Origin of the sequence: Collinsella aerofaciens, from assembly GCF_040915425.1 — a bacterium.
In the GTDB taxonomy this organism is placed as follows: domain Bacteria; phylum Actinomycetota; class Coriobacteriia; order Coriobacteriales; family Coriobacteriaceae; genus Collinsella; species Collinsella aerofaciens_BW.
In genome coordinates this window covers 1-23,824 of sequence record NZ_JBCPDN010000019.1, presented here as the reverse complement: position 1 = coordinate 23,824, position 23,824 = coordinate 1, and the positions used below count along the sequence as shown (strand labels likewise).

The following is a 23,824-nucleotide window of genomic DNA, read 5'->3' as shown; positions in this document are numbered from 1 at the left end:
CGCAAACGCCATCCTGGGTGCCGACGCACTGGGTCATTATTACCTTATGGATGAGTAAACTAAACTAAGGTAAGGAAGGGGCAAAGCCGACAGATGGCTTTGCCCCTTTTTGCTATGGTGCAAAGGGGTAAGGTTACTTTGCACCAATCGTTGTTTGATGAAGGGCGGATTCTCGTATGGCGCTTCCTATGGTTTACGGCGGTCCCGGCCGGTATGTTCAGGGGCCGGGCGAACTGTCGCGTCAAGGCAGGTATTTGTCATGGTTGGGCTGCGCTGCCTATGTCTTGTTTGACCAGGGCACCGAGGATCGGCTGTGCAGGCAGATCGTCGATGGATTTCTGGATGAAGATCTAAGCGAGCCGTTCTTTAAGATTTACAACGGTCCGTGTACGGAAGATGCCGTTGTCGAAATGGCCAAGGAAGCCCGGGCCGAGTATTGCGACATGGTGGTGGGCATTGGCGGCGGCAAGATGCTCGATATCGCCAAGGCCGTTGCGTTTTATGCCGAGTTGCCGTTGTGCGTATGTCCCACGGCGGCGTCGATGGACGGTCCGTGCAGCGCGATTTCCGATGGCGATCTGCAGGGTGTTGCAAATGCGGTCTTTAGAAATGAGCGTAATATGGCCAACGAGCAGGCCAAGGTGACCAAACAAAAGCTCGTGCAGCTCATGTGCGAGGCATAGCTTGGCGCTTGATTGACCTTGTGCAATCGAGGCGGCGATAGGCCATAGGCTATTTGCCGCAAAGATGCTCCGCGTGTAATTTGCCCGAGGCACGGGCCGATAGCGTATCATTATCTCTTGCTTGTTTGCACTGCTCAGGGAGGGGCCGCGCATGGCGCAGGAACACGATCTGTTTGATGACATTATCGAGATCAGCAAGGGTTTCGACTTTCTTAAAAACCCGCTTGGCGGTGTGACCGACGCGCTCGATCCGTCGGCGCCGCAGTGGAATCCTGCCGACTACAAGGAGCGTCCGCGCGGCAACACCATTCCGTGCCTGACCTGCAAAAACGAAAAGAGCGGCTGCACCGCGTGCATGGACGTGTGCCCGGTCAACGCTATCGAGGTCGAGGAAGACGCCATCGAGATCCTCGACTCCTGTCGCAAGTGCGGCCTGTGCGCCGCTGCCTGTCCGACCGAGGCGATCATCTCGCCGCGTCTGGCGCCCAAAAACCTGTATGACGACATCGTCTCTGCTGCTACGAGCCACGAGACCGCCTACGTCACCTGCACGCGCGCCCTCAAGCGCATGCCGCGTGAGAACGAAGTCGTCGTTGCCTGCGTGGGCGATATTACTGCCGAGACCTGGTTCTCGGTACTGGCCGACTATCCTAACGTGAGCGTGTACCTGCCGTTGGGCGTGTGCGATAAATGCCGCAACACCGGCGGTGAGGACATTCTGGGCGAGGCAATTGCGAAGGCCGAGGAGTGGTCTGGCACGGGTATGGGCTTGGAGGTCGACCCCAAGAGCCTCAAGTGCCATAAGCTTCGCGAGTACGAACGCAAGGAGTACATGGAAAAGATTGCCCGTACCACGGGCCTGACGGTGACCAAGCTCAATCCGGCCACGGCGGCGCTGGCCTCGGTGACGCAAAAGCTCAAGGCCCATCGCCATCAGATTACCCAGCTGGAGCGCACGCTCAACACCATGTGCGGTACCACGACGACCAAGCGTCGCCGTACGCTTACGCACGGGCGCCAGCTGGTACTCTCGACGCTGCAAAACCATCCCGAGCTTGCCCAGAACATGCAGGTGAGCACGCCGGAGTGCGATTTTGACAAGTGCACGTCGTGTGGCGAGTGCGTCAACGTGTGCCCCACGTTTGCCTGCGATTTGGTGGGAAGCGGTCGCTTTGCACTGGAGTCCACGTATTGCCTAGGTTGCGGGGCCTGCGTCAAGGTGTGTCCCGAGCATGCGCTTAAGTTGGTTGAGCATGATGCATCCAACCTGGTCGTCGTCGATCCCGAGGCCGAGGAAAAGGCCGCTCAGAAGGCCAAGGCCCACGAGGAGGCCGAGAAGGTCAAGGCCGAGGCAAAGGCCAAGCTCGATAAGATGCTCGACCAAGTGGAGAAGCTCGCGGACTAGCTAAAAGAGCGTAAATGATGGCCGGTGGGACAGGTGCTGCCCCACCGGCCAAAAAAGTTGCGGTGGAATAGTTCCTGTTTTGCCCTTAAGCTGGCCATTCTAGGAACTATTCCACCGCAACTAATAGATGGTTAGCTCATACTGCTCTGATGGGTCTCGCTGCCGTTATTGCGGCGGGTGACCGTTTCGTGGAGTAAAAAGAAGCTGGGAACCTGCTTTGTCTCGGTGTATTCCATAAGGATGCCGTCGGCGTTGTAGGTCTGTCCGCGTACAACGGCGAGTGCGTTAAAGTCGTCGAGATCGAGCACGCGTGCATCCTCGGGCGTGGGATGTTCAATCGTTACATCGCGTTTGCCCGTGGCAATCTTAATGCCAAGGCCTTCTTCGAGGTAACGATAGATCGAGTCGTTGACAATCTCGGGTGTCAGCCCCGGTACCTGTGAGCTTAGGTAATAGGAGTCGTCGGAGCACACGGCCCGTCCGTCTGCATAACGGATGCGTTTGGCACGCGTGAGCTCACAGCCTTCGGGAAACCCGGTAATCTTGGAGAGCGCCTTGTTACAGACGAGGAGCTCAAAGACAGTGGTAACCGTTTTGAGCTCAAAGCCTCGGCTGGCTGCGATTTCCTTAAAGGTTTCGAGTCCGCCGCCGCCACGAGTCGTCTCGTCACTGATGTTGCGAATGACGCGCATGCCTTTGCCTTGCTGGGGGAGCACGTAGCCATCTGCCGCAAGCATCGAGATGGCGCGACGGACCGTCATGCGCGAACAGCCAAACAGCTGCGTGAGCTCAGTCTCCGAAGGCAGATAGCTTAGATATGCGTATGTGCCGTCGTCAATCGACTGCTTCACGTTGTCATAAATGGTTTGGAAGATGGCTCGCGCCATGACGGTCTCCTAGAGCTGAGTGCGCGAGCGGTGGATGAGGACTGCTCGCGCAGGTGTCGATCGATTTACTTGCTGGGGTCGATTATATATTTACCCATGGCACGCAGAGCTGGGTCTGACAGGATGGCGCCGAGTTCGTCGAGGGAAGCCACCTTGGCGACCATCGAGGATACGTCGAGCCTGCCAGAGTCGATGAGCTCGAGCGCGCGACGCTGCGTATAAGGGTTGATGTAGGACGAGGTAAGCACAAGCTCCTTTTGGAAGACCTCGAAGGGCTTGACGGTGATTGTCTCATCGGGCTTGGTGAGACCGAACATCATGACCGTAGCCTTGTGGCCGGCGATCTGGATGGCCTGCTCGATGGTGACGGGCTTGCCAACACACTCGATAACGACATCGACGTTGCCGACGCCCTCCTGTTTCAGGCGGGCCGGGACGTCCTCGTGGATGGAATCAATTGCCAGGTCGGCGCCGAGTTTGAGCGCAACCTCGCGCTTGCCTTCGACGGGTTCGAGCAAGACAACCTTGGTGGCGCCGGCGTTTTTGGCGAGCTGCATCATGAGCAGGCCGATCATGCCGCCGCCGATGACGACAACCGTGCTGCCGGGCTTGATGTTGCACATATCGATGCCGTGCAGACAGCACGCCACGGGCTCGGTCATGGCACCCTGCTCGAAGCTAGTGTTTTCGCCCAACTTGTAGACTTGCTGCATATCGACGGAGCAGTACTCGGCAAAGCCGCCGTTAACGGTGGTGCCGTAACCGGTCATATGCTCGCAGTAGTGGTTGATTCCGTCTCGGCAGGGTTCGCAGCAGCCGCAGGGATGGTTTGGGTCGATGCACACGCGATCGCCCGGTTTAAAGCCAGCGACGTCGCTGCCCACGGCCTCGACAACGCCCGCAAACTCATGACCAAGGATCGTGGGCGGGGTAACGTCGGCTGCACCCTTGTCGCCTTCATAAATATGAACGTCGGTACCGCAGACGCCGCAAGCCTTGACGTTGATCAGAACGTCGCGCTTGCCCACGGCCGGCTTTGCCGATTCCTCGACCCTGAGGTCATGCTTTCCATAGAAGACCGCGCTTTTCATGGTGACTCCTTAACGTGGCGGTGAATGTTGTAATGAAGTATAGGCATGTCTATAGATATAGACAAGCACATCTATACAAGTTGAAAAGAAATATAAATTGCTGCCATCAGCTATGTCGGATTTAGCAGGGGAAATACTGGACATATACCGTTTACGGCCAATAATCAACCGTTGTCCGACTGTAGTATTTATACTAACTTGTATAGATGAGTGATGTGATAAAACGTAAGTGCAAGAAGTCAGGGAAGCGGGCCCACCCGTCCTATTGCACGAGGTACACGCAAACGGCGCGTCTGCGGTCTCGAGTGAAGCCAAAACCGCAGCGCTCCGAATGAAGAGAGGGGGATTCCCCGTCATGATGCAAAAGATACAACGTTTCGGCGGTGCAATGTATACGCCTGCAATTCTTTTCGCATTTTCCGGAATCGTCGTCGGCCTGGGTACGTTGTTTACCACCGAGGCGATCTTTGGCGAGATGGCCACTGCGGGCCATCTTTGGTTTGATTGCTGGAATGTGCTGCTCCAGGGTGGTTGGACGCTCTTTAACCAGATGCCGTTGCTGTTTTGCGTAGCGTTGCCAATCTCGCTCGCGAACAAGCAGAACGCTCGCTGCTGCATGGAGGCTTTGGCCATCTACCTTACCTTCAACTACTTTGTAAGCACAATCTTGGGGCAGTGGGGCCCTGTCTTTGGTGTCGACTATTCTGTCGAGGCGGGCAGCGGTACTGGTCTTGCCACTATCGCAAGCATCAAAACGCTTGACATGGGCATCATGGGCGCGCTCATTATCTCTGGTATCGCCACGATGCTGCATAACAAGTTCTTCGACACCGAACTTCCTGAGTGGCTGGGCGTGTTCTCGGGTTCCGTGTTCATCTATATGATCGGTTTCTTCGTTATGGTTCCGGTCGCTCTTATCGCCTGCCTGGTGTGGCCGCATGTTCAGGCTGCTATCTCTGCCTTCCAGGGATTCATCCTTTCCGCCGGTACGTTTGGCGTGGGTGTCTTTGCTTTCTTCGAGCGCGTGCTGATCCCTACAGGCCTGCACCACTTTATCTATACGCCGTTCTATTACGACAACGCGGCGGTCAACGGCGGCATCTTTGCTGCTTGGGCCAACATCCTGCCCCAACTGGCTGCCGATCCGAGCATTGCTCTTAAGGATGCCGCACCCTGGGCTGCCTATACCTGCCCTGGTTGGACTAAGGTCTTCGGCTCGCTTGGCGTCGCCATTGCGTTTTATATGACCGCCAAACCCGAGCGCAAGCAGCGCGTCAAGGCTCTGCTGATCCCGGTCACCCTTACCGCTATGCTTTGCGGTATTACCGAGCCGCTTGACTTCACCTTCCTGTTCATCGCGCCCGGCCTGTTCGTCGTCCACTGCGTGCTCGGAGCGCTTGGCTGCATGGCTCAAAACCTCCTTGGCGTCGTGGGTATCTTCGACGGCGGCATCATCTCGATGCTCTCGTGGGACTGGCTGCCCCTTTGGGCCGCACACGGTCTGCAGTACGCCATCTCCATCCTTGTCGGTCTGTGCTTTACCGCTCTTTGGGTTGTGGTCTTCCGTTTCCTGATCGTCAAGTTCGACTTTAAGACCCCCGGTCGCGAGGATGACGATGTTGAGGTCGAGCTCAAGTCCAAGGCCGACTACAAGCAAAAGCAGGGCGGTGCTGCTGGCAAATCGGTCGCCCAGAGTAAAGATGACGAGCGCTTGGTGCTTGCCGAGAACATCCTCGATCTGCTCGGTGGCACGGATAACATCATCGATGTAACGAACTGCGCTACCCGTCTGCGCGTTAACGTCAAGGACAAGAGCGTCGTTGCACCCGAGGCTTCCTTCAAGGCGATCGGTACGCATGACTTGGTGGTCCAAGGTCAGTCAATCCAGGTCATCATCGGCCTTACCGTCCCGCAGGTTCGCGAGAAGTTCGAGAGTCTTCTGAAGTTCGAGAGTCTTCTGTAAACCATCGCCCATCGAAACAATCGGCCTTGCAGAGCCGGTATGCACCGCAAGGCCGATTCTAGAGATAAAAAACTCCACTTCTAGGTAACAATTCCAAACCGTGCAGGCCGCGTACGGGGATGGATTGAGCAAGCGGCCAGAATGAGGAGGACATCATGTCCAAGAAAAACTATGCCGTGACCATTGCCGGCGGTGGCTCTACCTTCACCCCGGGCATCGCTCTGATGCTGCTTGAGGAGCGCGACCGCTTTCCGGTCAACAAGGTGACCTTCTACGATAACAACGCCGAGCGCCAGGAGACCGTGGCCAAGGCCTGCGAGATCTACTTCCACGAGAACGCCCCCGAGGTTGAGTTTAGCTACACCACCGACCCCGAGACCGCATTCACCGGGACCGATTTCGTCCTTGCTCACATCCGCGTCGGCCTGTACGCCATGCGTGAGCTCGACGAGAAGATTCCTCTCAAGTACGGCTGCGTTGGCCAAGAGACCTGCGGTGCCGGCGGTATCGCCTACGGCATGCGCTCCATCGGTGGTGTCATCGAGATTCTCGACTACATGGAGAAGTACAGCCCCAACGCCTGGATGCTCAACTACTCCAACCCCGCGGCCATCGTCGCCGAGGCCTGCCGCGTGCTGCGCCCCAACAGCCGCATCATCAACATCTGCGACATGCCGATCGACCTTATGGATAAGATGAGCCGTATGTGCGGCATCAAGGATCGTCGCGAGCTGCAGTATAGCTACTACGGCCTCAACCACTTTGGTTGGTGGAGCAAGATCTACGACAAGGACGGCAACGACCTCATGCCGCAGATTAAGGAGCACATGGCTAAGAACGGCTACCTGGACGGCATCGAGCACGAGGCCGGTAAGGAGCAGCATGTCGAGGAGAGCTGGATTCACACCTTCGGCAAGGCCAAGGATGTCTATGCTGTCGATCCCGAGACGATTCCCAATACCTACCTCAAGTATTACCTGTACCCGGACTATGTCGTCGAGACGTCTGACCCCAACTACACTCGCGCCAATGAGGTTATGGACGGTCGCGAGAAGAAGGTCTTTGGCGCTTGCCGCGACATCATCGCCAAGGGTACTGCCAAGGACGGCGGCTTTGAGCCAGATGTACATGCCAACTACATCGTCGACCTTGCCTGCGCACTGGCCGAGAACACGCTCGAGCGCTTCCTGCTGATCGTCCCCAACGATGGCGCTGTGCCCAACTTCGACCCGACGGCTATGGTCGAGGTGCCTTGCATCGTCGGTTCCAACGGCTTTGAGAAGATCTGCCAGGGTCCGATCCCGCAGTTCCAGAAGGGCCTGATGGAGCAGCAGGTTTCCGTCGAGAAGCTCGTTGTCCAGGCTTGGGTCGAGGGCAGCTACCAGAAGCTCTGGCAGGCGCTCACGCTCTCCAAGACCATTCCTTCGGCAAGTGTTGCCAAGCAGATCCTGGACGAGCTCATCGAGGCCAACAAGGATTTCTGGCCCGAGCTTAAGTAAGGACTGCTGTCTCGAACTCTCACGCATCTCTGCTTCATTTGCGCCGCCGCGGTGTCCGGATTCGCCCGGATGCTGCGGCGGCGCTATACTTATACGGTTTGAAGTACCTGTACCAAAAGGAGCTGTCGTGTCCCTTTCCATCGGTATCGTGGGCCTGCCCAACGTGGGCAAGTCGACGCTGTTCACCGCGCTTACCAAAAAGACCGGCCTTGCCGCCAACTACCCGTTTGCCACGATCGACCCCAACGTGGGCATCGTCGACGTGCCCGATAGCCGTCTGCAAAAGCTCGCCGACATCGTCAACCCCGGCCGCATTGTGCCGGCTACGGTCGAGTTTGTCGACATCGCGGGCCTGGTGAAGGGTGCCAACGAGGGCGAGGGCCTGGGCAACCAGTTCTTGGCAAACATCCGCGAGACCGATGCCATCTGCGAGGTCGTGCGTTACTTTAAGGACCCCAATGTCATGCGTGAGGTGGGCCGCACGGGCGAGTTCGTCGATCCTGCCGGCGATGCCGACACCATCATGACCGAGCTCATCCTGGCCGATATGGGAACGCTCGAGAAACAGCTGCCCAAGCTCGAGAAGGAGGCCAAGCGCGACAAGGAGCTCATGCCCAAGTTCGAGGTCGCTAAGCGCCTGCTTGCCTGGCTCAACGAGGGCAAGCGCGCCGCATCCATGGAGATGACCGACGAGGAGCGTGCTGCCGCCAAGGGTCTGTTCCTGCTCACCATGAAGCCCATCCTGTATGTGGCAAACGTGGACGAGGATATGCTCAACGACGATCTGGCGCCCATCGATGGCGTCAAGCCGCTGCCTATCTGCGCCAAGATCGAGGCTGAGCTTTCCGAGCTCGATCCCGAGGACGCCGCCGACTACCTGGAGAGCCTGGGCCTGGAGCAGCCCGGCCTGGACGTGCTCGCTCAGGCTGCCTACAAGCTGCTCGGCCTGCAGTCGTTCTTTACGGCCGGCGAGATGGAGGTCAAGGCCTGGACGGTTCGTCAGGGCGCGACCGCCCCGCAGGCCGCCGGTGTCATCCACACCGACTTTGAGCGCGGCTTTATTAAGGCCGAGGTCATTGGCTATGACGACTACATCGAGCTCGGCGGCGAGCAGGGCGCCAAGGCCGCCGGCAAGCTGCGTATTGAGGGCAAGGACTATATCATGGCCGATGGCGACGTCGTGCACTTCCGCTTTAACGTGTAAGGACGACGCGCATGTTTAAATATGGAAAAAAAGCCGGCTACATGGGTATTGCGCTGCTCGTGCTTGCAGTGCTTCCGCTGGTGGTAGCGGCGTTTGTGATCCCCAACATTGGCCCCGAGGTGGCAACGAAGTTTAATGCCGCCGGCGAGGCGACGCGCTGGGGCAAGAGCTATGAGTTGCTGGCACTGCCGGTGCTCAACCTGCTGCTGAGCGTGGCGACGTACTTTACGGCAGGACGCCAGGCTAAAAACAATGATGACTCCGCCGCCATGGCGCGCATCGTGTGCGAGCGCTACCTGCGCAACGGCTGTATCACGGGCGTGTTCCTCAACGTGGTCAACGTTTACTTTATGTACTCGGCGATTACCGGAACGGGCTTTGGCCTTGGTTTCTAGCCTTTCTTTTTAGGCAACGAGCCTGCACATATATTCAATGGCTGCTGCGAGGCCGCCGCTCGATCGTGGTTTAAAGACCATATCGGCGGCGGTCTCGTTTTCGTATCCGGCACCGCGAAGGGCGAGTGCGATGCCGGCTTCCAGGAGAAGGGGCAGACCGCGTTGGCTGGTTGCGATTACGGCAGCCTGATTGAGCGAGCAGCTGTGCGCTTGGCATTGGATGGCAAGTTCACCTTGCGCCGAGCAAGGGACCAGAACAGCGGCGACGCGACTTGATAGCAATGCAAATGCTGTGCGCTCATCGGGCGAAAGGCATTCTGCTTCAACGACGACGAGCTTGGGCGGTGCGCTGTTTGTGCGAAGCGTGGCTCGGTACATGCGGACCGAAGAACCCGACATAGAAAACTCCTGTGTATTCGGCAAAACGTAAACTATAGTTTACGTTTATGTTCGGCTCCATTTCAAACTCGGCTGCATGGACGAACGTGCGAAACAGATTCTTGGCAGGCGGGTCGAAGAGACACGCAGGGACCTTGGTATCTCCAAGGTTGATTTTTGTGTGGCGACAGGAATCAGCCGACCCTACCTCGACCGAATCGAAGATGGGACGGCAAATTTCACGCTCAAGGTTCTATTTAAGATCGCACCCGCACTCGGCATGACGGTGTCAGAACTTCTCGAGGGTATCGAATAGGGCGTTCCCCCGCTGTATTTGACGCTCTTTGGGCGGGTCCCCCTGGTTGCGATGTGCAAAATCGCGAGTATTCAGCACCAGTTCGGCCGTAGATGGTAGCTCGAGCGGCTGGCTTTGCCTTTTTGACAGTAGATAATCCACACGCTAAATAAAAATGAGGAATAAATATTTACTAAACGGACCCTTCGTCCTAAAAGTTCGTCTAATAATCGGCCGATTCTATGCGTCCGGAGGAGAAATTGCAGAATACTCCGATTTTTGCACGGCCCGAGGGGGACCACCTGTCGTTTAAGGCTGCGATAAGTGGAGCTGCCTTAGGGATTACGCCATCGGGATGCGGTCGTGGTTGACTTGGCTGTAGAACAGGCGCTGGATTTCGGTGGCATCACGTGACTGGCCGAGTGCCCACATGGTCTTGGCCACGAGCGTCTCGGTGGTCATGTCGTCGCCGCGCAGAATGCCCGGATGATCGGCGTAAGCACGGCCGACCTCATAAACGCCCAGATCTAGGCCCTCTTCGGGGACCTGCGTGGTCATAACGACGGTTCGACCCGAATCGACCCAGCGGAAAATTGCCTCTTGGAACGAATCGCCGGACTCGCCAAACTCGGGAATACCGCCAATGCCAAAGGTCTCAAGGATTACAGCATCGTAGCTATCGGCAAGGGCGTCGAGGATGCCCGGGTTTACGCCGGGCGTAAGCTTGAGTACAAATACGCGCGGGTCGATGCTGTCGTAGAAACGCACCGGGTTTTCGCCCTGAAGAGTGCCGTGGAGCCCGTTGCGCACGATGCGGTCGTTGCGGATGTAGGCAATGGGCGGATAGTTGACGCTAATGAACGCGTTAAAGCTCATGGTGCGCTGCTTGCGGGCTCGCGTGCCGGCAATGGCGACGCCGCCAAACACGATCGATACGTCGTGCGAGTGCTCGTCGAGCGCATAGAGCAGGCTCTGGTACAGGTTGAGTTTGGCATCAGTAAAAGGGTTGCCCATGGGCTTTTGCGAGCCGGTGAGCACGATGGGCTTGGGGCTGTCCTGAATCAGGTAGGAAAGCGCCGCCGCGGTGTAGCTCATGGTGTCGGTGCCGTGTAGAATCACGAAGCCGTCGTGGTCGGCATAACCCTCGACGATGACGTCGCGGATGCGCATCCAGTCGCCGGGACGCATGTTGGTGCTGTCGATGTTCATGGGCTGCACGACGTCGAGCTCGCAGAGCCCCGAGATCTCGGGGACGCTCTGGGCGAGCTCCTCACCGGTCAGGGCGGGGGAGAGGCCGTTGCCGTCCTCAGTCGATGCGATGGTGCCGCCCGTGGCGATGAGAAGGATGCGCTTCATGCTGGTATTCCTATCGTATTTGCCGCCGCAGAGGCGGAGCCGTTCGGCAGTATTGTGGCACAGGGCGTCCAATGTTCAAACGTATTACATCATCTGTAACGTCTGGTAACACTTCAATTGCCGTCAAATAGGGGCCCAGGTCGTGCGTTTGCCGTGCGCTGATGGCTGCGAGGGGCGAGAAACCCCATATAACGTGTACACTATGAAGGCTATTTTCGTTCATTCACGCGGGTGGGCACCGGCTCCCCGCCAACAAGAGGGGGAACCATGGATCAAAAGGCTTCCGCAAAGGTCCTCGTACTCGACTTTGGTGCGCAGTACGGTCAGCTCATTGCCCGTCGCGTCCGCGACCTCAACGTGTATTCCGAGATTGTCCCCTGCGACATCTCGGCCGACGAGATTCGCGAGATGAACGCCTCTGCGCTCATCCTTTCCGGCGGTCCGGCTTCCGTGTATGCCGAGGACGCTCCGTCTATCGATCCCGCCATCTTTGACCTGGGCCTTCCCGTCCTGGGCTTCTGCTACGGCCATCAGATCACGGCCGTGACGCTCGGCGGCAAGGTCGGCCACTCCGAGGTGGGCGAGTACGGCCGCGCCACCATCACGCGCACGGCCGGCGCCAAGCTCTTTAACTCCACGCCCATGGAGCAGACCGTGTGGATGAGCCACCGCGACGCCGTTTCCGAGGTGCCCGAGGGCTTTACCGTTACCGCCAGCACTGACGTGTGCCCGGTTGCTGCCATGGAGTGCGTCGAGCGCAAGATTTTCACCACGCAGTTCCACCCCGAGGTCAAGCACTCCGAGTACGGTCAGCAGCTGCTGAGCAACTTCCTGTTTGAGATCTGCGGCCTGGAGCCCAACTGGAGTATGGACAACCTGGTCGAGACCATGACGGCCGAGTTCCGCGAGAAGGTCGGCGACGACCGCGTGATTCTGGCCCTGTCCGGTGGCGTCGACTCCTCCGTCGTGGCTGCGCTGGGCGCTCGCGCCGTGGGCAAGCAGATGACCTGCGTGTTCATCAACCACGGTCTGCTGCGCAAGGGCGAGCCCGAGCAGGTGGAGGAGGTCTTCACCAAGCAGTTCGATGTCGACTTTATCCACGTCCACGCCGAGGACCGCTATGCCGAGCTTCTGGCCGGCGTGACCGAGCCCGAGGAGAAGCGCCGCATCATCGGTACGCAGTTCTGGAAAGAGTTCTTCGCCGTGGCGCAGCAGCTTGAGACCGATGGCAAGCCGGTCAAGTACCTGGCTCAGGGTACCATCTACCCCGACATCATCGAGTCCGGCGCTCGCAAGACGGGCGGCAAGACGGCCACCATCAAGAGCCACCACAACCTGATCCCGTTCCCCGAGGGCGTGCACTTCGACCTTATCGAGCCGCTCGACCACTTCTTTAAGGACGAGGTCCGCGCACTTGGTCTGGCGCTTGGCCTGCCGGGTCACATCGTGTTCCGTCAGCCTTTCCCGGGCCCGGGTCTGGCCATCCGCATCATCGGCGCGGTCGACAAGGAAAAGCTCGAGATCCTCAAGAACGCCGACGCCATCGTGCGCGAGGAGCTCGACGCCTACAACCAGCGCCTGTTTGAGCAGACCGGCGAGCGCAACTCCGAGCACAGCTGCTGGCAGTACTTTGCGGTCCTGCCCGACATTAAGTCCGTCGGCGTTATGGGCGACGAGCGCACCTATCAGCGCCCGATCATCCTGCGTGCCGTCGAGTCCAGCGATGCCATGACCGCCGACTGGGCCAAACTGCCCTACGACGTGCTGGCCCGCATCTCCGGCCGCATCGTTGCCGAGGTTCCCGGCGCCAACCGCGTGTGCTACGACATCACGTCCAAGCCGCCCGCGACGATCGAGTGGGAGTAGGACGACAGGGTTCTGACCTGCGATTTTGAGTGCCGCACTATGCCGCTGAGTTTCGTTTCGTACGAGAGTCATGACAAAGCCACCAGCGACGGAGATGAGTAAAAGCGATTAAAGAGCCTCCGTTCCCTGCGTTGGGACGGAGGCTCTTTCTTTGCCGTTTTACTCCCTTGTCTCCGTTCGGGGATTATTTCTTGCTCATTTAGGGCTATTCGCGCTGAAAGATTTTGACTAGCTTGGTGTCCTTTATTTCGTAGACAATGTCTGCGACGTTCTCGACCAGCCTCTTATCGTGGGAGACGAACACTATCGTTCCGGCATAGGCGCTCATCATCTGCTCGAGGGCTTCGGTGCTCTTGATGTCCAGGTAATTTCCAGGCTCGTCCATGAGCAAGATGTTGTATCTGCCCAGCAGCATCTTCGCGAGTAGCAGCTTGATGACTTCGCCTCCCGAGAGAACGCCAACGTCCTTTGTCAGGTCGCGCGGTCCGATTCCCATAGAGGCGAGGATGCCTCGAATTTCGGTCATGCTGTACTCGCAACCATCCTGCATGAACGAGATCGCAGACTGACGGGCGTCGAACTTGTAGCCTGTTTGCTCGAAGTAACCGATCTCTGCCTTGGGAGAGATGTTGATACCGTCGGCGCGTCGAGCGATTGCCTTCAGCAGGCTGGTCTTTCCTGTACCGTTGCCACCGGTGATGGCCACTTTGGCACCGAGCGGTATCTCGAATTTCGCGTGGTCATAGAGCATGCAGTTGCCGAAGCTCAAGCTGAAATCGTCTGCCGAGATGGGAAATTTACTATGCAGTTCCAGGGCCTTGCTCTGGCGGAACCGCACGGCGCGAATGCTATCTGGGGCCTCAATCCCTTCGAGCGCTTCGAGGCGCTTCTCCATGTCCTTGGCCGCCTGGTACATCCTCTTCTGTTTGGTGCCGGTTGCTTTCTGATGCCCCAATCGACCTGCATACTCGTTGCTTTTTTTCGCAGCCTTCCGCTTGGCGTCGACCTGCCGTGCTTTTTTCCGTTGTTTTTCGATGGCGGCTTCGAGGCGATCGCGCTCGCGCATCGCCTCTTCGTATCGAGTCGCCTGAGCTTTGCGCTCTTCTTCTTTCTGTCGCAGATAGTCGGAGTAGTCACCCCAGAATTCGGAAATACCGCCGTCTTTGAGCTCCCAGATCTTGTCTACCACCTGGTCGAGAAAATGACGGTCATGGCTCACGATGAGCAGAGCCCCATCAAATGCCTTGAGTTGTCCGACGAGAAGGCGGATGCCGTCTTGGTCGAGGTGGCTCGTAGGCTCGTCGGCGAAGATCGCGCTTGCATGCTGGGAGAGTGCAGAGGCAATCTTGGCGCGTGTTTCCTCCCCGCCGCTCATCGTCTCCTGCGCCACTCCGGCGACGTTGAGACGGGAGAGCATCTCACCACTGTCCTGAGCCGCATCAAGGTCGAGTTCATCGAGTTGGCCGATGAGGGCAATGCTGCCGAAGCGCCTGACGTCGGCGTCCGCAATGGTAAGATTGCCGCTCAGAATTTTAAGCAGGCTGGTTTTGCCTGCGCCATTGTCTCCCACCAAGCCGATGCGATCGTAGGAGTAGATTTCCAACTCTTCGATATCCAGGATATCGCGGCCGGCATATTCCAAAAAGATGTCTTTAGCTTTGACTATGAGTTCCATAGGTTGAACCGCCTTTTGTGTATTAGCCTTTTACTGGAAGCGCAGCCATGCCAAAAAAGATTGCTCACGTCGATTTTTCGCCTTTGCCCAATTGCCGGCGCGAGCGTTTTGACCTTGCGCAAGCCGGCAAATCCGAAAATGATAGTTGGCGACGAATAAGGAGCGCGATGTGGGATGTCGGCGCAATACCTCGTCGTCGCAAGGGCTTGAAGGCTGACGCGTGAACCGATGGCTGCCGCCTCTTTTTTTCGAATACTTGGGCTATTGAATCCGCCCGGTATCTCTTTTCCCCACGTTTCGGACGCTCGGAGCAAGCAGCATAGCCATCGCAAGCAGTACCATGGTCGCTCCAGAGCCGACGAACCATAACGGAGCTCCAAGCAGATCCGCAAAAACGGAGGGGGCCGCGAGGCCCATGGGCATGGCCCACGCCATGATGGTTCCGTAGAGGCCGAAAACGCGGCCTAGGTACTCAGGAGGTATCTGCTCCTGCATAAGGGCAGTCTGGGTTCCCGCGTACAACGGGGAGCATGCGCCCATAAGAAAGCTCGCCGGTAGGAAAACGGCGAACAGCGACGGGCCGATCAATCCGGATGCGATTGCGACGACGCCGAAGCCGGCGATCGCGGCGACCATGGTGAGCGACCTATTGCGGAACCCTCCCGTGGCCGCCAAAATGCCGGACCCAGCCAGCATGCCTGCGGAGAAAAGGACCTCCACCAAAGCAGCATCCCCCGTGCTACCGCCAAAATGTCCCAAGGTCATTATTGGGAACAATGCCGCGAGTGGGGAGAACGCGAAAGCGAAGACGAACCCGCACCAAAGAAGGGCGAACAGCCCCCTGTATCCCCTGATCAGCTTGTAGCCGTCCGAAATCTCAGAGAAAAGTTCTCGAACTTTATTGGAAAAGGACGAGCTGCGGTCGGCTTCGTCGAGTCCTCCTGCGTCTATCTGAGCGGCGAGGACAGCTAGAGAAGCGAAAAGCGCCCCCAGCACGTCGAGGGCAATCATGGCGGTAATGCCCGCCACAGGATAAATCACTGCCGCGAGCGCGGCGCCAAGAATGTATCCGGCGGACTGAATCGCCTGCATCACTCCCGATAGGCGAACGAGATGCTCTGGCGGGGCGAGATGGGGCGTGAGGGATTGGGAGGCCGGCGTGTAGAACGAAGTGCCAGCTGCGCGGAGAAACAAGGCGATGAGTATTGACCACGCAGGTAAGCTGCCGGCCAACGAGGCAATCGCCAAGGCGGCGCCCACCGCGGCAACGAAGAGGTCGGCGCCGATGAGAACACGTTTCAAAGGCAGCCTGTCGACAACGGCGCCCGCAAGGACTCCGAACAAAGCAATCGGCAGAAAGCCTGCTAACGATGCCAGGGAGAGGAGGGAAGATGATTCTGTCGTGAGGGCGATATGCCAAATGAGACCCATTTGGAGAATCAAGCTCGTCAATGTCGACACGAGCTCCCCGCCCCATACGAAACAAATCTTAAATTGCCATGAATGGCACAGCGAAACAGACCTGCGCCGAGAGGTTTCAAATATCATGGTTATGTCCAATCGTGAAATGGCGTGCAGAAAAACAGCGCGACGCCACAACAGCGCCGCTTTCTAGGCGCTCATCCACGTGCGGAAAAGACCAACCACGACACCCCTCCTTTGTTAATTCGGTCTGGCAAACCATGTAATATTAGCGAGGCTTGAGTTTGCCTGTCAAGAATCGACCATCGGAAAGGGCAATCCTCTCTGGCCATTCGATTCCTTTTGTATCTTTGGTTGCATAGGTGACCCGCCAGGGCTATTACGCGTGGAAGAGGCGCCTGCCGAGCTGGCCGATGAGGCGCTGAAGATGGCCCTGGTCAGGCGAAACGATCCCAAGGGATGCGTACATCATTCGGATAGTAAGAATGTTGCCAGCAGGTTTTGCGGCAACCGCAAAGGAGCCGTATCCTGCAGCTGGAATCACGTTGCAGCATCCTGACCCGCATTCCGATTGGCGGACGGCCCGCTTCGGCATCCTGACCAGCACAGCGATCGAGCCTTGTCATTCCTTGGATATGCCGGTTGCTCGGGGCGGTCCCGACGGAGGCCCTCGCCTCCCCGGTCCGTGACCCAAGAAGGGCAAGCATGCTGATCTGCATGGCTGGTTCCTCCTTTATGTAGACGACCATGCAAAGAAGGGACAACCGAGGAGGCAGGTTACTGATGCGGGCTCCCGCACGCCCATGACTACCCGACGGGCTGTTTTTCATCTCCGATGCCCGCATTGCAGCATGAACGAATGTGCCTCGACATCTCTGCTGGCATGGTACGACTGGGATCGCACCTCGACGCATCCTTGCGCATACTGCCTTCCAAGTTTCGAAACCGGGAAGGAAAGTGTATGTGAGCGACGATATCGGCGCCGATTCGACGCTCGAGAGGGAGATTGCGCCGATTCTATCCATCGGGGATGCATTCCCGAAGATTCTCATCACTCGCACGAGGCATGAGCCCCATACCCGGGAGGGCGTGCTCGTGCTGAATTTCGCGAGGTGGCTGCTTGGCGGGTAGGGTTCTGAACGTCGCATTGGGATATCGCGCGACAGGGCACGCAGGGCTGTTTGTGCCCGCACGGGAAACGCCGTCGCCATGCGGGCGGCCTGTCGTGTCCGATTAGCCTTTTGCTAAACAGGCTTACGCCAACTCATGGGCAAGCCACCTGAGACTATTCACTTTGCTTATCGTTGACAAAGACCTGTGGCCTGCGGTTTTGTGAACGGCTCGTAAGCCACCCGCGTCGACTCACTTACTGTTGAAGCTGGTGGTTTGCAGGCTCAAAGGCGGTTGAGTTTCAAAACGGGCGTTTTTCGGCGATATCGAGCCTCCAAAGGCGGCTCTCCGTGCCCCTTGGGACAAAAATAAAAACTCAATACTCTGAGTTTGAAAATGGTTTTTGAAGTTGTCCCAGCTTTTGTCCCCGAAGCCGATGAAACGCGACGTCGCGTCATTCAGCGGCACTCACTTCGAGATGCCGCCGAAAACTGGGTGCAACTGGAGTGACGAGACGGCAAAACTATAACCACCGAGTGGGAATAAGTTTTTGACCAAAAAATGCTGTTTGAACTGGGATTATTTTAGCTATTAACAGTCAACGACGGTACCTGATGGTGAACACAACCACCGGCGACTTCGAGGAATAACGAAGGGCGCGAGCCCCCGGAAACGAGGTTTTCCGGGGGCTCTTTTCTGCCTGTTTACCTGCGCAAACCGATTCGGATTATCCCGAAAAGGTGGAGCCCGCTTCTGAGGGCTACTAAGGGACGCTCAACCGCGTTGACCCAGAGGCAGTTTTGCAAGCCACCCGATATTATCCTCGCGAGATCGGCGGGCGTCGCGGGGCCGGTTTGTAATCACTTTGTAATCACCCCCTGTTTTCTGGGGACCGAAAACGCAAAACGCCAGGTCAGAAATAGGGAGTAAAGAACCATCCGAAAACGCCGGGGGAAGGCGTCCCGAAGGCGGTTTCGGAATGCCGAGCCGGGCGGAATCCGGGCGGAAAACGGCCCCGGATTATTCCGAAAGTGGCTTCCTGGCCGCCATTGGTCTCACCGTCCATGTTCCTGCCTGCCTTTCGTCTCGTAAGGCGGGCAAACATAAGGATGCCCGCACCAAACTGGTACGGACATCGTCGCAGCGTGTCACAAGGTGACGACTATGTTGAGGCCGCAGTCTTTAGCCAGGCAGAGGGAACTGGAAGCCGCTCATGTTAATGAATTCGATAATCTGCGCGAGCGCTGCAACAAATTGCACACCACCGTTAACTCCATGCAGAACGCTAAGCGTGCCTTTGAGCACACCACGTTTCGGCTCGCCGCTCTCCATCTGCACCCGAATGATCTCTACGCTATCGCGCACGTCTTCGACGCTTTCCGTATCCTCTATTTCATCCTCGGCAGCGGTGAGTATAGCGTTGAGCAAATCGCTCAGCTGGGCTTCGTTTATGCCATTGTTTTGAGTGGCATTGATGGTCGAACCACCAGCCGCCTGATTCATCTGCAAGTTCTGAACAGTGCCGATATTGTTGGTGACGGAGTCGCTGTTGTCGAGTCCCATTTCTATTCCAATCATGGTCAAGTGCTCAGTTATGTTCGCGATAAGGCGCCACACGACCTTGTCCAAGAAACCCTTGTACATGTCGGGATACTTGTTTCCACTCGCAAAGGTGTAGTAGAAGTAGCTTCTACCATGAATGTCCTGCGCAATCACCGCCTTGAGGATGAGGTAGACCTCTGCGCTCTCTTCCTCGGGTATTGTGCTGAAATTGATGAAGGTTACCCCAGGTTGCGCCGCTACCTCCCGAACGTCTTCATCAGCACCGAAACCCTCAGGCGTATGGTTGTTGACACAGTTATCGAGGTATTCCTTGATAACTGGCTCGCCTTCAATGCGGTCAAGGAACCGCTTGAAGGGAGCAGGCGACTCTTCCCAGTTCGAGCGCAAGAGGATGTTAGCTTCATGGTTGAAGCGATATAGGGTCTTTTTGAAATCGGTCTTATCGATCATTAAATTGCTCACCCCGCATAACGGACACACGTACATCGACATTGAAAGAAGGCGTGACACTTTCGACTGCATTCCGCAGTGCCTGCAGGTCGTAATGGCAAGCGCATCTATAGAAGGCTGCAAGACAGGCTCGTCATCAGGTCTAGGTGGTCTGCCCGCCTTGAACGACACTGCTTTGCCCTTGGTCTGCCGTTCGAGCTTCTTCATCTCCTTGTGAATCGCCTCGAAAGCCTTGTTCTTCGCGATGGTCATCGCAAGATCGACGACGTCCTCGGTCAGATAACTGTCGGACACGATGCCACAGGCTGGACAGCAGACTTCCAAAACGTCATCCGACTCGTAATCATTCGGTCTCAGCTTGAAGAACTCGCCGCATTGAGGGCATTGCAATAAGACAAACCCATCCTCATCGCAAGGTATCTTTATGGTGAAGCTAAAGTCGTCACTCATTGGCACCCCCACCGTCAATCTCTCTCAGCCTCAAAAGCCATCTCTTCACGCTCCCGTCCTCGAAGAACCTGAGCCCAGATATCTGGCCTCCTACATCCCTTCAATCAGCCGTTCGACTAGCAGGTGGGCGTCGGTCATGCCGGGCGCCGGGAAGGCGTCTTGGCAGCCTGCCCGCTTCATTCTTGCCGCCTCGACGGCTGACTTGACCTCGTCGAGGGAGAAACGGGTGGCACTCACGCGCTTGTCATAGCGGGGCCAGTAGCGTTTGAGGGTGGCATCGACCTTCTGTGGCGTGGTGCAGCCGTTGCCGCGCTCGAAGTGCATCACCAGGAACAGCTCGAACTTGGGGTTGCTGATGGCCAGGTGATGCCGTGGGTCGCTCGCCGCCCAGGAGAGCAGCTCGGCGAACTCGACGTCTCCCCAGGTGTCTACGTCCACCACAATCCACGCCTCGTCTCCCTTGCGGAAGTCCTCGGTGCGCATCGCCTTCTGGAAGCGCTTGAGCACCGCTGCGGGGTTGCGCCTGTCGGGGTGGACGTCCTTGGGAAACTTCACCGCCATCGATGCGCCTTTGAAGGCGTCCATGCGCAGGTAGTCCTTCTCCGTTTGCCCCTCGGCGCTCACCCAGCATACGGCGCGGTACTCGCGGCCGCCCGTCTTTCGCTTGAGCGATTCCTTATTTGATCTCCTAGCCACGGGCCGCCTCCTCCCGCAGCATCGGGATGCCGCCGAAGCGGCCGTCCAGGTAGCTGCGGATAAGGTCCTTGTCGTAGCGGATGCCGTCGAACTCGGTGAGCCCGACCAGCTCGGACTTGCCGTCCACGCCGCGCTGGGCTATGTACATCTCGTCGCGGCGCATCAGGGATTGGTCCATGAGCAGCAGGTCGTGGGTGGTGAACAGCAGCTGCTTGCGAGTGTCGGGCCCGCAGGTGGCCAGGAAGTCCTCCACCAGGCGCGTGGTCAGCATGGTGTGCAGGCACCGGTCCAGCTCGTCCACGACGTACACCTTGGATCCCACGGCGTCATCGGACCCCTGCAGGTCGAACAGCATGGGCAGCAGCCCCATCAGGCGCTGGGTGCCGGAGGACTCCATCCCCAGGCCGAAGCTGCGCTTCTCGCCGTCCGCGCCCTGGTGAAGGGTGCGCATGCGCTCCACCACCGGATGCCCATCGTCCACGTGCACCGTTATCATCTCGAAGCCGTAGTCACCGGGAGCTTTCTCCATGACCAAGGTCATTATCTCGTCGGCCTCGAGCCCGGCCACTCTCTTGCGAAGCTTTGCGCTTTTCGGCAGCGCGTCGAGATCGAGGCGCTCTCCGGTCAGCCCGCAAATACCGGTGTCCAGGCGGGAGAGCGTGTCCTCGGCATATTCGAAGAAGCCCTCGCGGGTTCCCGCGGCGTTGGCGAAGGTCCAGGCATGGGACTCCACGCCTACGAGCTGCAGCGTGTCGGCAAACCAATCGTAGGCCTCCTGCAACGTTTCGACGTTCTGGGAGACGGCGCTGCCGAGGAAGGTCTGGTTGCGGCGGGTCGACTTGCCCACGAACTCTAGGAAGTCGGAGGGACCGAGGCATGACTCGTTGAAGATGTACTTGCCGTCCTCCGAAAGCTCGTCGCGCTCGAAGATGTCGATACTCTCCTTCTCGAGCACGCGCTCGAGCGACTCGTAGGAAACACCATCCAGGGTCGCCTCAACGACGTAGCGGTAGACGGTCCTGCCCGCCAGGAACGTGACGTCGAAGACGGTCGGCTCCGATGCCGATTCCCTCTCTAGCATGAAGGGCTCTATGGGAAGGAGCTCGTCCACGCCGATTTCGCCCGTGACCATGTGCTTGAGCGCGGCCATCCCCTTGAACAGGCCCGTCTTGCCGGACGCGTTGCCTCCGTAGACAGCGGCAACCGGCAGGGCCTTCTTGCTGCGGAACCCAGGGATCTTGGCCAGCGTCCGAGCATGCTGGCGCTCGAGCGAGGCGACCATGTTCAGCGACGCCTCGTCGCGGTATGACATCCAATTGCCCACGGTGAAGTTCAGTAGCATTTCCTTTTCCTTTCGAATCGTTGAATGAGATTATATCTCTTTCGTTGCATTAATCAAGGAAGGGTTCCGAGACAGAGCAGGCATGCGCGGTTTACGGAAGAAGGAGAAGGAAGGCAGAATAATGCAGGGAAGTCGTAGATTCGCAACTTCCCTGCATTAGAAATACCGGTCTAGCCCTCAGACAGGGCGATTCGGATGCAACGGATTTGCCAAATGGCTTTTTCCTTGCGAAAGAAAGTGCCTCTCCGGCACGAAGGGCCAAGGGCCTCAACCCACATCGAGCTGTGCGTATACGACCGTCCTGGAACTCCGAGTGTGGTAGCCCCATGTCAACCGAGGGCAAAGGCATGATGTACAGGATGAGAGACGGCAGCATCGTCTCCCATAGACTTGTTTCTTCTTCGAAGGGCAAATCCCCGGTTGTCGAATTGAAAGCGAGGAACGCTCCTGGAATTAAGTCCCTGAAGATACACTTCGTCAGAAAGGGAAAGTGATGGCAATGGAACACGCTAATAAAAGATTCAACCACGCAGAAGAGCTGCTCCTGAAGCAGATGAAGGGCTCCAAGCTGCTCACTATCGATGCAGTTCTGGCGGCTCCTCCCGACAACAGCTGGAATACCGTCCGCCTGCACTTCGAGGGCTTTGACATCGACGTCAACAACTTCCTGAACAACATCGTCGTTGACGAGTTCGGCACGCTCGAGGAGTTTGGCTTGCTGTCAGTTGTTGAATCTTCGGAGGAAATGCTCAGCATCCCCGAAGTGGGGGCTGATACGACCACGTTCGAAGTCAACGAGACTATCGTCGCTGTTACCGTTGTCAACAACGTTGCAAATATCTATGGCGAAGGCCCCCTGGTCGCAAAGCTTGAGTATCCACAGGCCATCGCCCTCCATACGGATTCGGGCATCATCATGCTCGACAAGGAGGTCTGGTTCTCCGAAATGATAGTTCTCAAGAATGGCGAGAGAATCGAGAACCTCTTGTACGATGAGTCTGTCAACTGGGAAGACGATCCCGACGAGGACCCTTCAACCCATTTTGAGTTCCGTACGGAAATTCAAAGCCTGTAGTTCTCGAGGTCAGCTCCCTGTTGGGACAAACTGTCTCAGCAGAGAGTAATTTCAACTTTTAGCCGATTAGCAACAAGCCACCTGCATTTATTCCAAACGAATACTTCAGACGGCTTATTGCGTTGAGCTGCGATTTTACTCTCAAAGCGTAAACCACTTGCGATTATCCACTTGCAACTTACGCTGGTGGCAAGCCGCTTTTCAGGTCGAGCTGGACTGATTTCGGGATCGAATCAGCCGTTTTCGCTCCGCAGCCGGCAACTGGGACAAAAATGAAACTCAACACCACTGAGTTGAATTTGAGTTTCATGGAAGAGAGCAGTGCTGTCCCAGTTTGGTGCCGTGGCGTACCGCAGAGTGCCGTTGCGTCCGTTTTTTGTGGGCGAGACACCACCAGATAGACGAGAAGTGATTCTCGTCGTACTGAGTGGGAGTAGGCTGACAGGGTTCTGACCTGCACTTTTGAGTGCCGCACTGTGCTCCTGAGTTTCGTTTCGTACGAGAGTTACGGCAAAGCCACCAGCGACATTGGTGAGTAAACTCGATTATCGAGCCTCCGTTCCCATGTTGGAACGGAGGCTTTTTCTTTGTCGTTTTACTCCCCTTCACCTGCGATTTCGCTATTTACTCCCCGTATTTCAAGATGGAAGCGTTTGATTGCGAGCCACGCCGGTGTGCGGGGCCTGAGTCGTCAGGCCCCGCACAGGGGGACAGCGATGGTGGCCACCGCGCCGCCCGAGGGGCTGTTGGCGAGCGAGACGGAGCCCCCGTGGGCGCTCGCGGCCTCGGAGACGGCGTGGAGGCCGAGCCCGTAGTGGCGGCCTCCGTCGCGCGAGGAGCGGGAGGAGTCGTCTGTGAAGAGGCGCTCGCAGCCGCGTTCGAGGGCGGCGGAAGAGAAGCCCGGTCCGTCGTCGGACACCTCGATGACGAGGTGGCCGCCCTCGACGTCGCAGGAGACCGCCACGCGCGAGCGCGCGTGCTCGGCGGCGTTGGCCACGAGGTTCGCGGCGGCTCGCGCC

Annotated in this window: 20 protein-coding genes; 10 read left to right on the top strand and 10 right to left on the bottom strand. The window is 57.6% G+C overall.

The features are described 5' to 3' along the window. Positions 1–176: 176 nt before the first annotated feature. Together AB5164_RS04140 and AB5164_RS04135 are read left to right on the top strand one after the other, a co-directional pair. Entirely contained in the window at positions 177–683 is a 507-nt protein-coding gene (locus tag AB5164_RS04140; RefSeq protein WP_368142728.1) for an iron-containing alcohol dehydrogenase, read from the top strand. A 151-nt stretch (positions 684–834) separates the two neighbouring features. Next, positions 835–2,088: a 4Fe-4S binding protein gene (locus AB5164_RS04135; protein ID WP_368142729.1), complete on the top strand. Its 1,254-nt coding sequence runs from the start codon at positions 835–837 to the stop codon at positions 2,086–2,088. Between the two features lie 131 nt (positions 2,089–2,219). Here the strand turns inward: AB5164_RS04135 and AB5164_RS04130 are convergent, their stop codons facing one another. Continuing rightward, complete coding sequence (locus tag AB5164_RS04130; protein ID WP_368142730.1) at positions 2,220–2,975, bottom strand: GntR family transcriptional regulator; 756 nt, start codon at positions 2,973–2,975, stop codon at positions 2,220–2,222. Positions 2,976–3,040: 65 nt separating this feature from the next. Then, complete coding sequence (locus AB5164_RS04125; RefSeq protein WP_368142731.1) at positions 3,041–4,066, bottom strand: zinc-dependent alcohol dehydrogenase family protein; 1,026 nt, start codon at positions 4,064–4,066, stop codon at positions 3,041–3,043. Between the two features lie 355 nt (positions 4,067–4,421). Between AB5164_RS04125 and AB5164_RS04120 the strand changes: the two genes are divergently transcribed. From AB5164_RS04120 to AB5164_RS04105, 4 genes are all read left to right on the top strand, one after another. Continuing rightward, on the top strand, positions 4,422–6,029 hold the full coding sequence (locus AB5164_RS04120) for an alpha-glucoside-specific PTS transporter subunit IIBC (RefSeq protein ID WP_368147829.1): 1,608 nt from the start codon (positions 4,422–4,424) through the stop codon (positions 6,027–6,029). Positions 6,030–6,184: 155 nt separating this feature from the next. After that, positions 6,185–7,528 (top strand): 6-phospho-alpha-glucosidase, encoded by a 1,344-nt coding sequence (locus tag AB5164_RS04115; RefSeq protein WP_117848085.1) that lies wholly within the window; start codon positions 6,185–6,187, stop codon positions 7,526–7,528. A gap of 127 nt (positions 7,529–7,655) precedes the next feature. Continuing rightward, positions 7,656–8,732 carry a redox-regulated ATPase YchF gene (ychF, locus tag AB5164_RS04110; RefSeq protein ID WP_368142732.1) on the top strand — a complete coding sequence of 359 codons (1,077 nt, stop codon included), beginning with the start codon at positions 7,656–7,658 and terminating at the stop codon, positions 8,730–8,732. An 11-nt stretch (positions 8,733–8,743) separates the two neighbouring features. Continuing rightward, positions 8,744–9,127 (top strand): DUF1648 domain-containing protein, encoded by a 384-nt coding sequence (locus tag AB5164_RS04105; protein WP_368142733.1) that lies wholly within the window; start codon positions 8,744–8,746, stop codon positions 9,125–9,127. Positions 9,128–9,136: 9 nt separating this feature from the next. Here the strand turns inward: AB5164_RS04105 and AB5164_RS04100 are convergent, their stop codons facing one another. Further along, positions 9,137–9,526: a hypothetical protein gene (locus AB5164_RS04100; RefSeq protein ID WP_368142734.1), complete on the bottom strand. Its 390-nt coding sequence runs from the start codon at positions 9,524–9,526 to the stop codon at positions 9,137–9,139. 76 nt (positions 9,527–9,602) lie between these two features. Here AB5164_RS04100 and AB5164_RS04095 point away from each other — a divergent pair, with 76 nt between their 5' ends. Next, a complete protein-coding gene (locus tag AB5164_RS04095) occupies positions 9,603–9,821 on the top strand; it encodes a helix-turn-helix domain-containing protein (protein WP_035136926.1) in 219 nt (72 codons plus the stop codon). 321 nt (positions 9,822–10,142) lie between these two features. Here AB5164_RS04095 and AB5164_RS04090 read toward each other — a convergent pair whose 3' ends face one another. Beyond that, complete coding sequence (locus AB5164_RS04090; RefSeq protein WP_368142735.1) at positions 10,143–11,156, bottom strand: asparaginase; 1,014 nt, start codon at positions 11,154–11,156, stop codon at positions 10,143–10,145. Positions 11,157–11,423: 267 nt separating this feature from the next. Between AB5164_RS04090 and guaA the strand changes: the two genes are divergently transcribed. Continuing rightward, positions 11,424–13,022, top strand: coding sequence for a glutamine-hydrolyzing GMP synthase (guaA, locus tag AB5164_RS04085; RefSeq protein WP_035136929.1), 1,599 nt, complete (start codon positions 11,424–11,426; stop codon positions 13,020–13,022). 205 nt (positions 13,023–13,227) lie between these two features. On the opposite strand, the gene abc-f is transcribed toward guaA, so the two are convergent. Together abc-f and AB5164_RS04075 are read right to left on the bottom strand one after the other, a co-directional pair. After that, positions 13,228–14,697, bottom strand: a complete 1,470-nt coding sequence (gene abc-f / locus AB5164_RS04080) for a ribosomal protection-like ABC-F family protein (RefSeq protein WP_368142736.1) — start codon at positions 14,695–14,697, stop codon at positions 13,228–13,230. 261 nt (positions 14,698–14,958) lie between these two features. Then, on the bottom strand, positions 14,959–16,245 hold the full coding sequence (locus AB5164_RS04075; protein ID WP_051479427.1) for an MFS transporter: 1,287 nt from the start codon (positions 16,243–16,245) through the stop codon (positions 14,959–14,961). A gap of 837 nt (positions 16,246–17,082) precedes the next feature. On the opposite strand from AB5164_RS04075, the gene AB5164_RS04070 reads away from it, so the two are divergent. Then, positions 17,083–17,250: a hypothetical protein gene (locus tag AB5164_RS04070; protein ID WP_157966984.1), complete on the top strand. Its 168-nt coding sequence runs from the start codon at positions 17,083–17,085 to the stop codon at positions 17,248–17,250. 1,161 nt (positions 17,251–18,411) lie between these two features. Here AB5164_RS04070 and AB5164_RS04065 read toward each other — a convergent pair. From AB5164_RS04065 to AB5164_RS04055, 3 genes are all read right to left on the bottom strand, one after another. Continuing rightward, positions 18,412–19,692 carry a hypothetical protein gene (locus tag AB5164_RS04065; protein ID WP_368142737.1) on the bottom strand — a complete coding sequence of 427 codons (1,281 nt, stop codon included), beginning with the start codon at positions 19,690–19,692 and terminating at the stop codon, positions 18,412–18,414. Positions 19,693–19,782: 90 nt separating this feature from the next. Next, positions 19,783–20,388 (bottom strand): RloB family protein, encoded by a 606-nt coding sequence (locus AB5164_RS04060; protein ID WP_308588091.1) that lies wholly within the window; start codon positions 20,386–20,388, stop codon positions 19,783–19,785. Continuing rightward, the gene (locus AB5164_RS04055) at positions 20,381–21,730 is read right to left on the bottom strand and encodes an AAA family ATPase (protein WP_308588093.1); all 1,350 of its coding nucleotides are present in this window, start codon (positions 21,728–21,730) and stop codon (positions 20,381–20,383) included. Before AB5164_RS04055 ends, AB5164_RS04060 begins: the two co-directional genes overlap by 8 nt. A gap of 493 nt (positions 21,731–22,223) precedes the next feature. On the opposite strand from AB5164_RS04055, the gene AB5164_RS04050 reads away from it, so the two are divergent. After that, positions 22,224–22,805 (top strand): hypothetical protein, encoded by a 582-nt coding sequence (locus AB5164_RS04050; protein ID WP_368142738.1) that lies wholly within the window; start codon positions 22,224–22,226, stop codon positions 22,803–22,805. Between the two features lie 691 nt (positions 22,806–23,496). Here the strand turns inward: AB5164_RS04050 and AB5164_RS04045 are convergent. Then, a partial coding sequence (locus AB5164_RS04045; RefSeq protein WP_368147828.1) for an ATP-binding protein occupies positions 23,497–23,824 on the bottom strand: 328 nt, incomplete at its 5' end.

Bases quoted from the DNA above. Each gene is read 5' to 3' on its own strand.
- AB5164_RS04140 (WP_368142728.1), top strand. From the start codon at position 177: ATGGCGCTTCCTATGGTTTACGGCGGTCCCGGCCGGTATGTTCAGGGG.
- AB5164_RS04135 (WP_368142729.1), top strand. From the start codon at position 835: ATGGCGCAGGAACACGATCTGTTTGATGACATTATCGAGATCAGCAAG.
- AB5164_RS04130 (WP_368142730.1), bottom strand. From the start codon at position 2,975: ATGGCGCGAGCCATCTTCCAAACCATTTATGACAACGTGAAGCAGTCG.
- AB5164_RS04125 (WP_368142731.1), bottom strand. From the start codon at position 4,066: ATGAAAAGCGCGGTCTTCTATGGAAAGCATGACCTCAGGGTCGAGGAA.
- AB5164_RS04120 (WP_368147829.1), top strand. From the start codon at position 4,422: ATGATGCAAAAGATACAACGTTTCGGCGGTGCAATGTATACGCCTGCA.
- AB5164_RS04115 (WP_117848085.1), top strand. From the start codon at position 6,185: ATGTCCAAGAAAAACTATGCCGTGACCATTGCCGGCGGTGGCTCTACC.
- AB5164_RS04105 (WP_368142733.1), top strand. From the start codon at position 8,744: ATGTTTAAATATGGAAAAAAAGCCGGCTACATGGGTATTGCGCTGCTC.
- AB5164_RS04100 (WP_368142734.1), bottom strand. From the start codon at position 9,526: ATGTCGGGTTCTTCGGTCCGCATGTACCGAGCCACGCTTCGCACAAAC.
- AB5164_RS04095 (WP_035136926.1), top strand. From the start codon at position 9,603: ATGGACGAACGTGCGAAACAGATTCTTGGCAGGCGGGTCGAAGAGACA.
- AB5164_RS04090 (WP_368142735.1), bottom strand. From the start codon at position 11,156: ATGAAGCGCATCCTTCTCATCGCCACGGGCGGCACCATCGCATCGACT.
- guaA (WP_035136929.1), top strand. From the start codon at position 11,424: ATGGATCAAAAGGCTTCCGCAAAGGTCCTCGTACTCGACTTTGGTGCG.
- abc-f (WP_368142736.1), bottom strand. From the start codon at position 14,697: ATGGAACTCATAGTCAAAGCTAAAGACATCTTTTTGGAATATGCCGGC.
- AB5164_RS04075 (WP_051479427.1), bottom strand. From the start codon at position 16,245: ATGATATTTGAAACCTCTCGGCGCAGGTCTGTTTCGCTGTGCCATTCA.
- AB5164_RS04065 (WP_368142737.1), bottom strand. From the start codon at position 19,692: ATGAGTGACGACTTTAGCTTCACCATAAAGATACCTTGCGATGAGGAT.
- AB5164_RS04055 (WP_308588093.1), bottom strand. From the start codon at position 21,730: ATGCTACTGAACTTCACCGTGGGCAATTGGATGTCATACCGCGACGAG.
- AB5164_RS04050 (WP_368142738.1), top strand. From the start codon at position 22,224: ATGGCAATGGAACACGCTAATAAAAGATTCAACCACGCAGAAGAGCTG.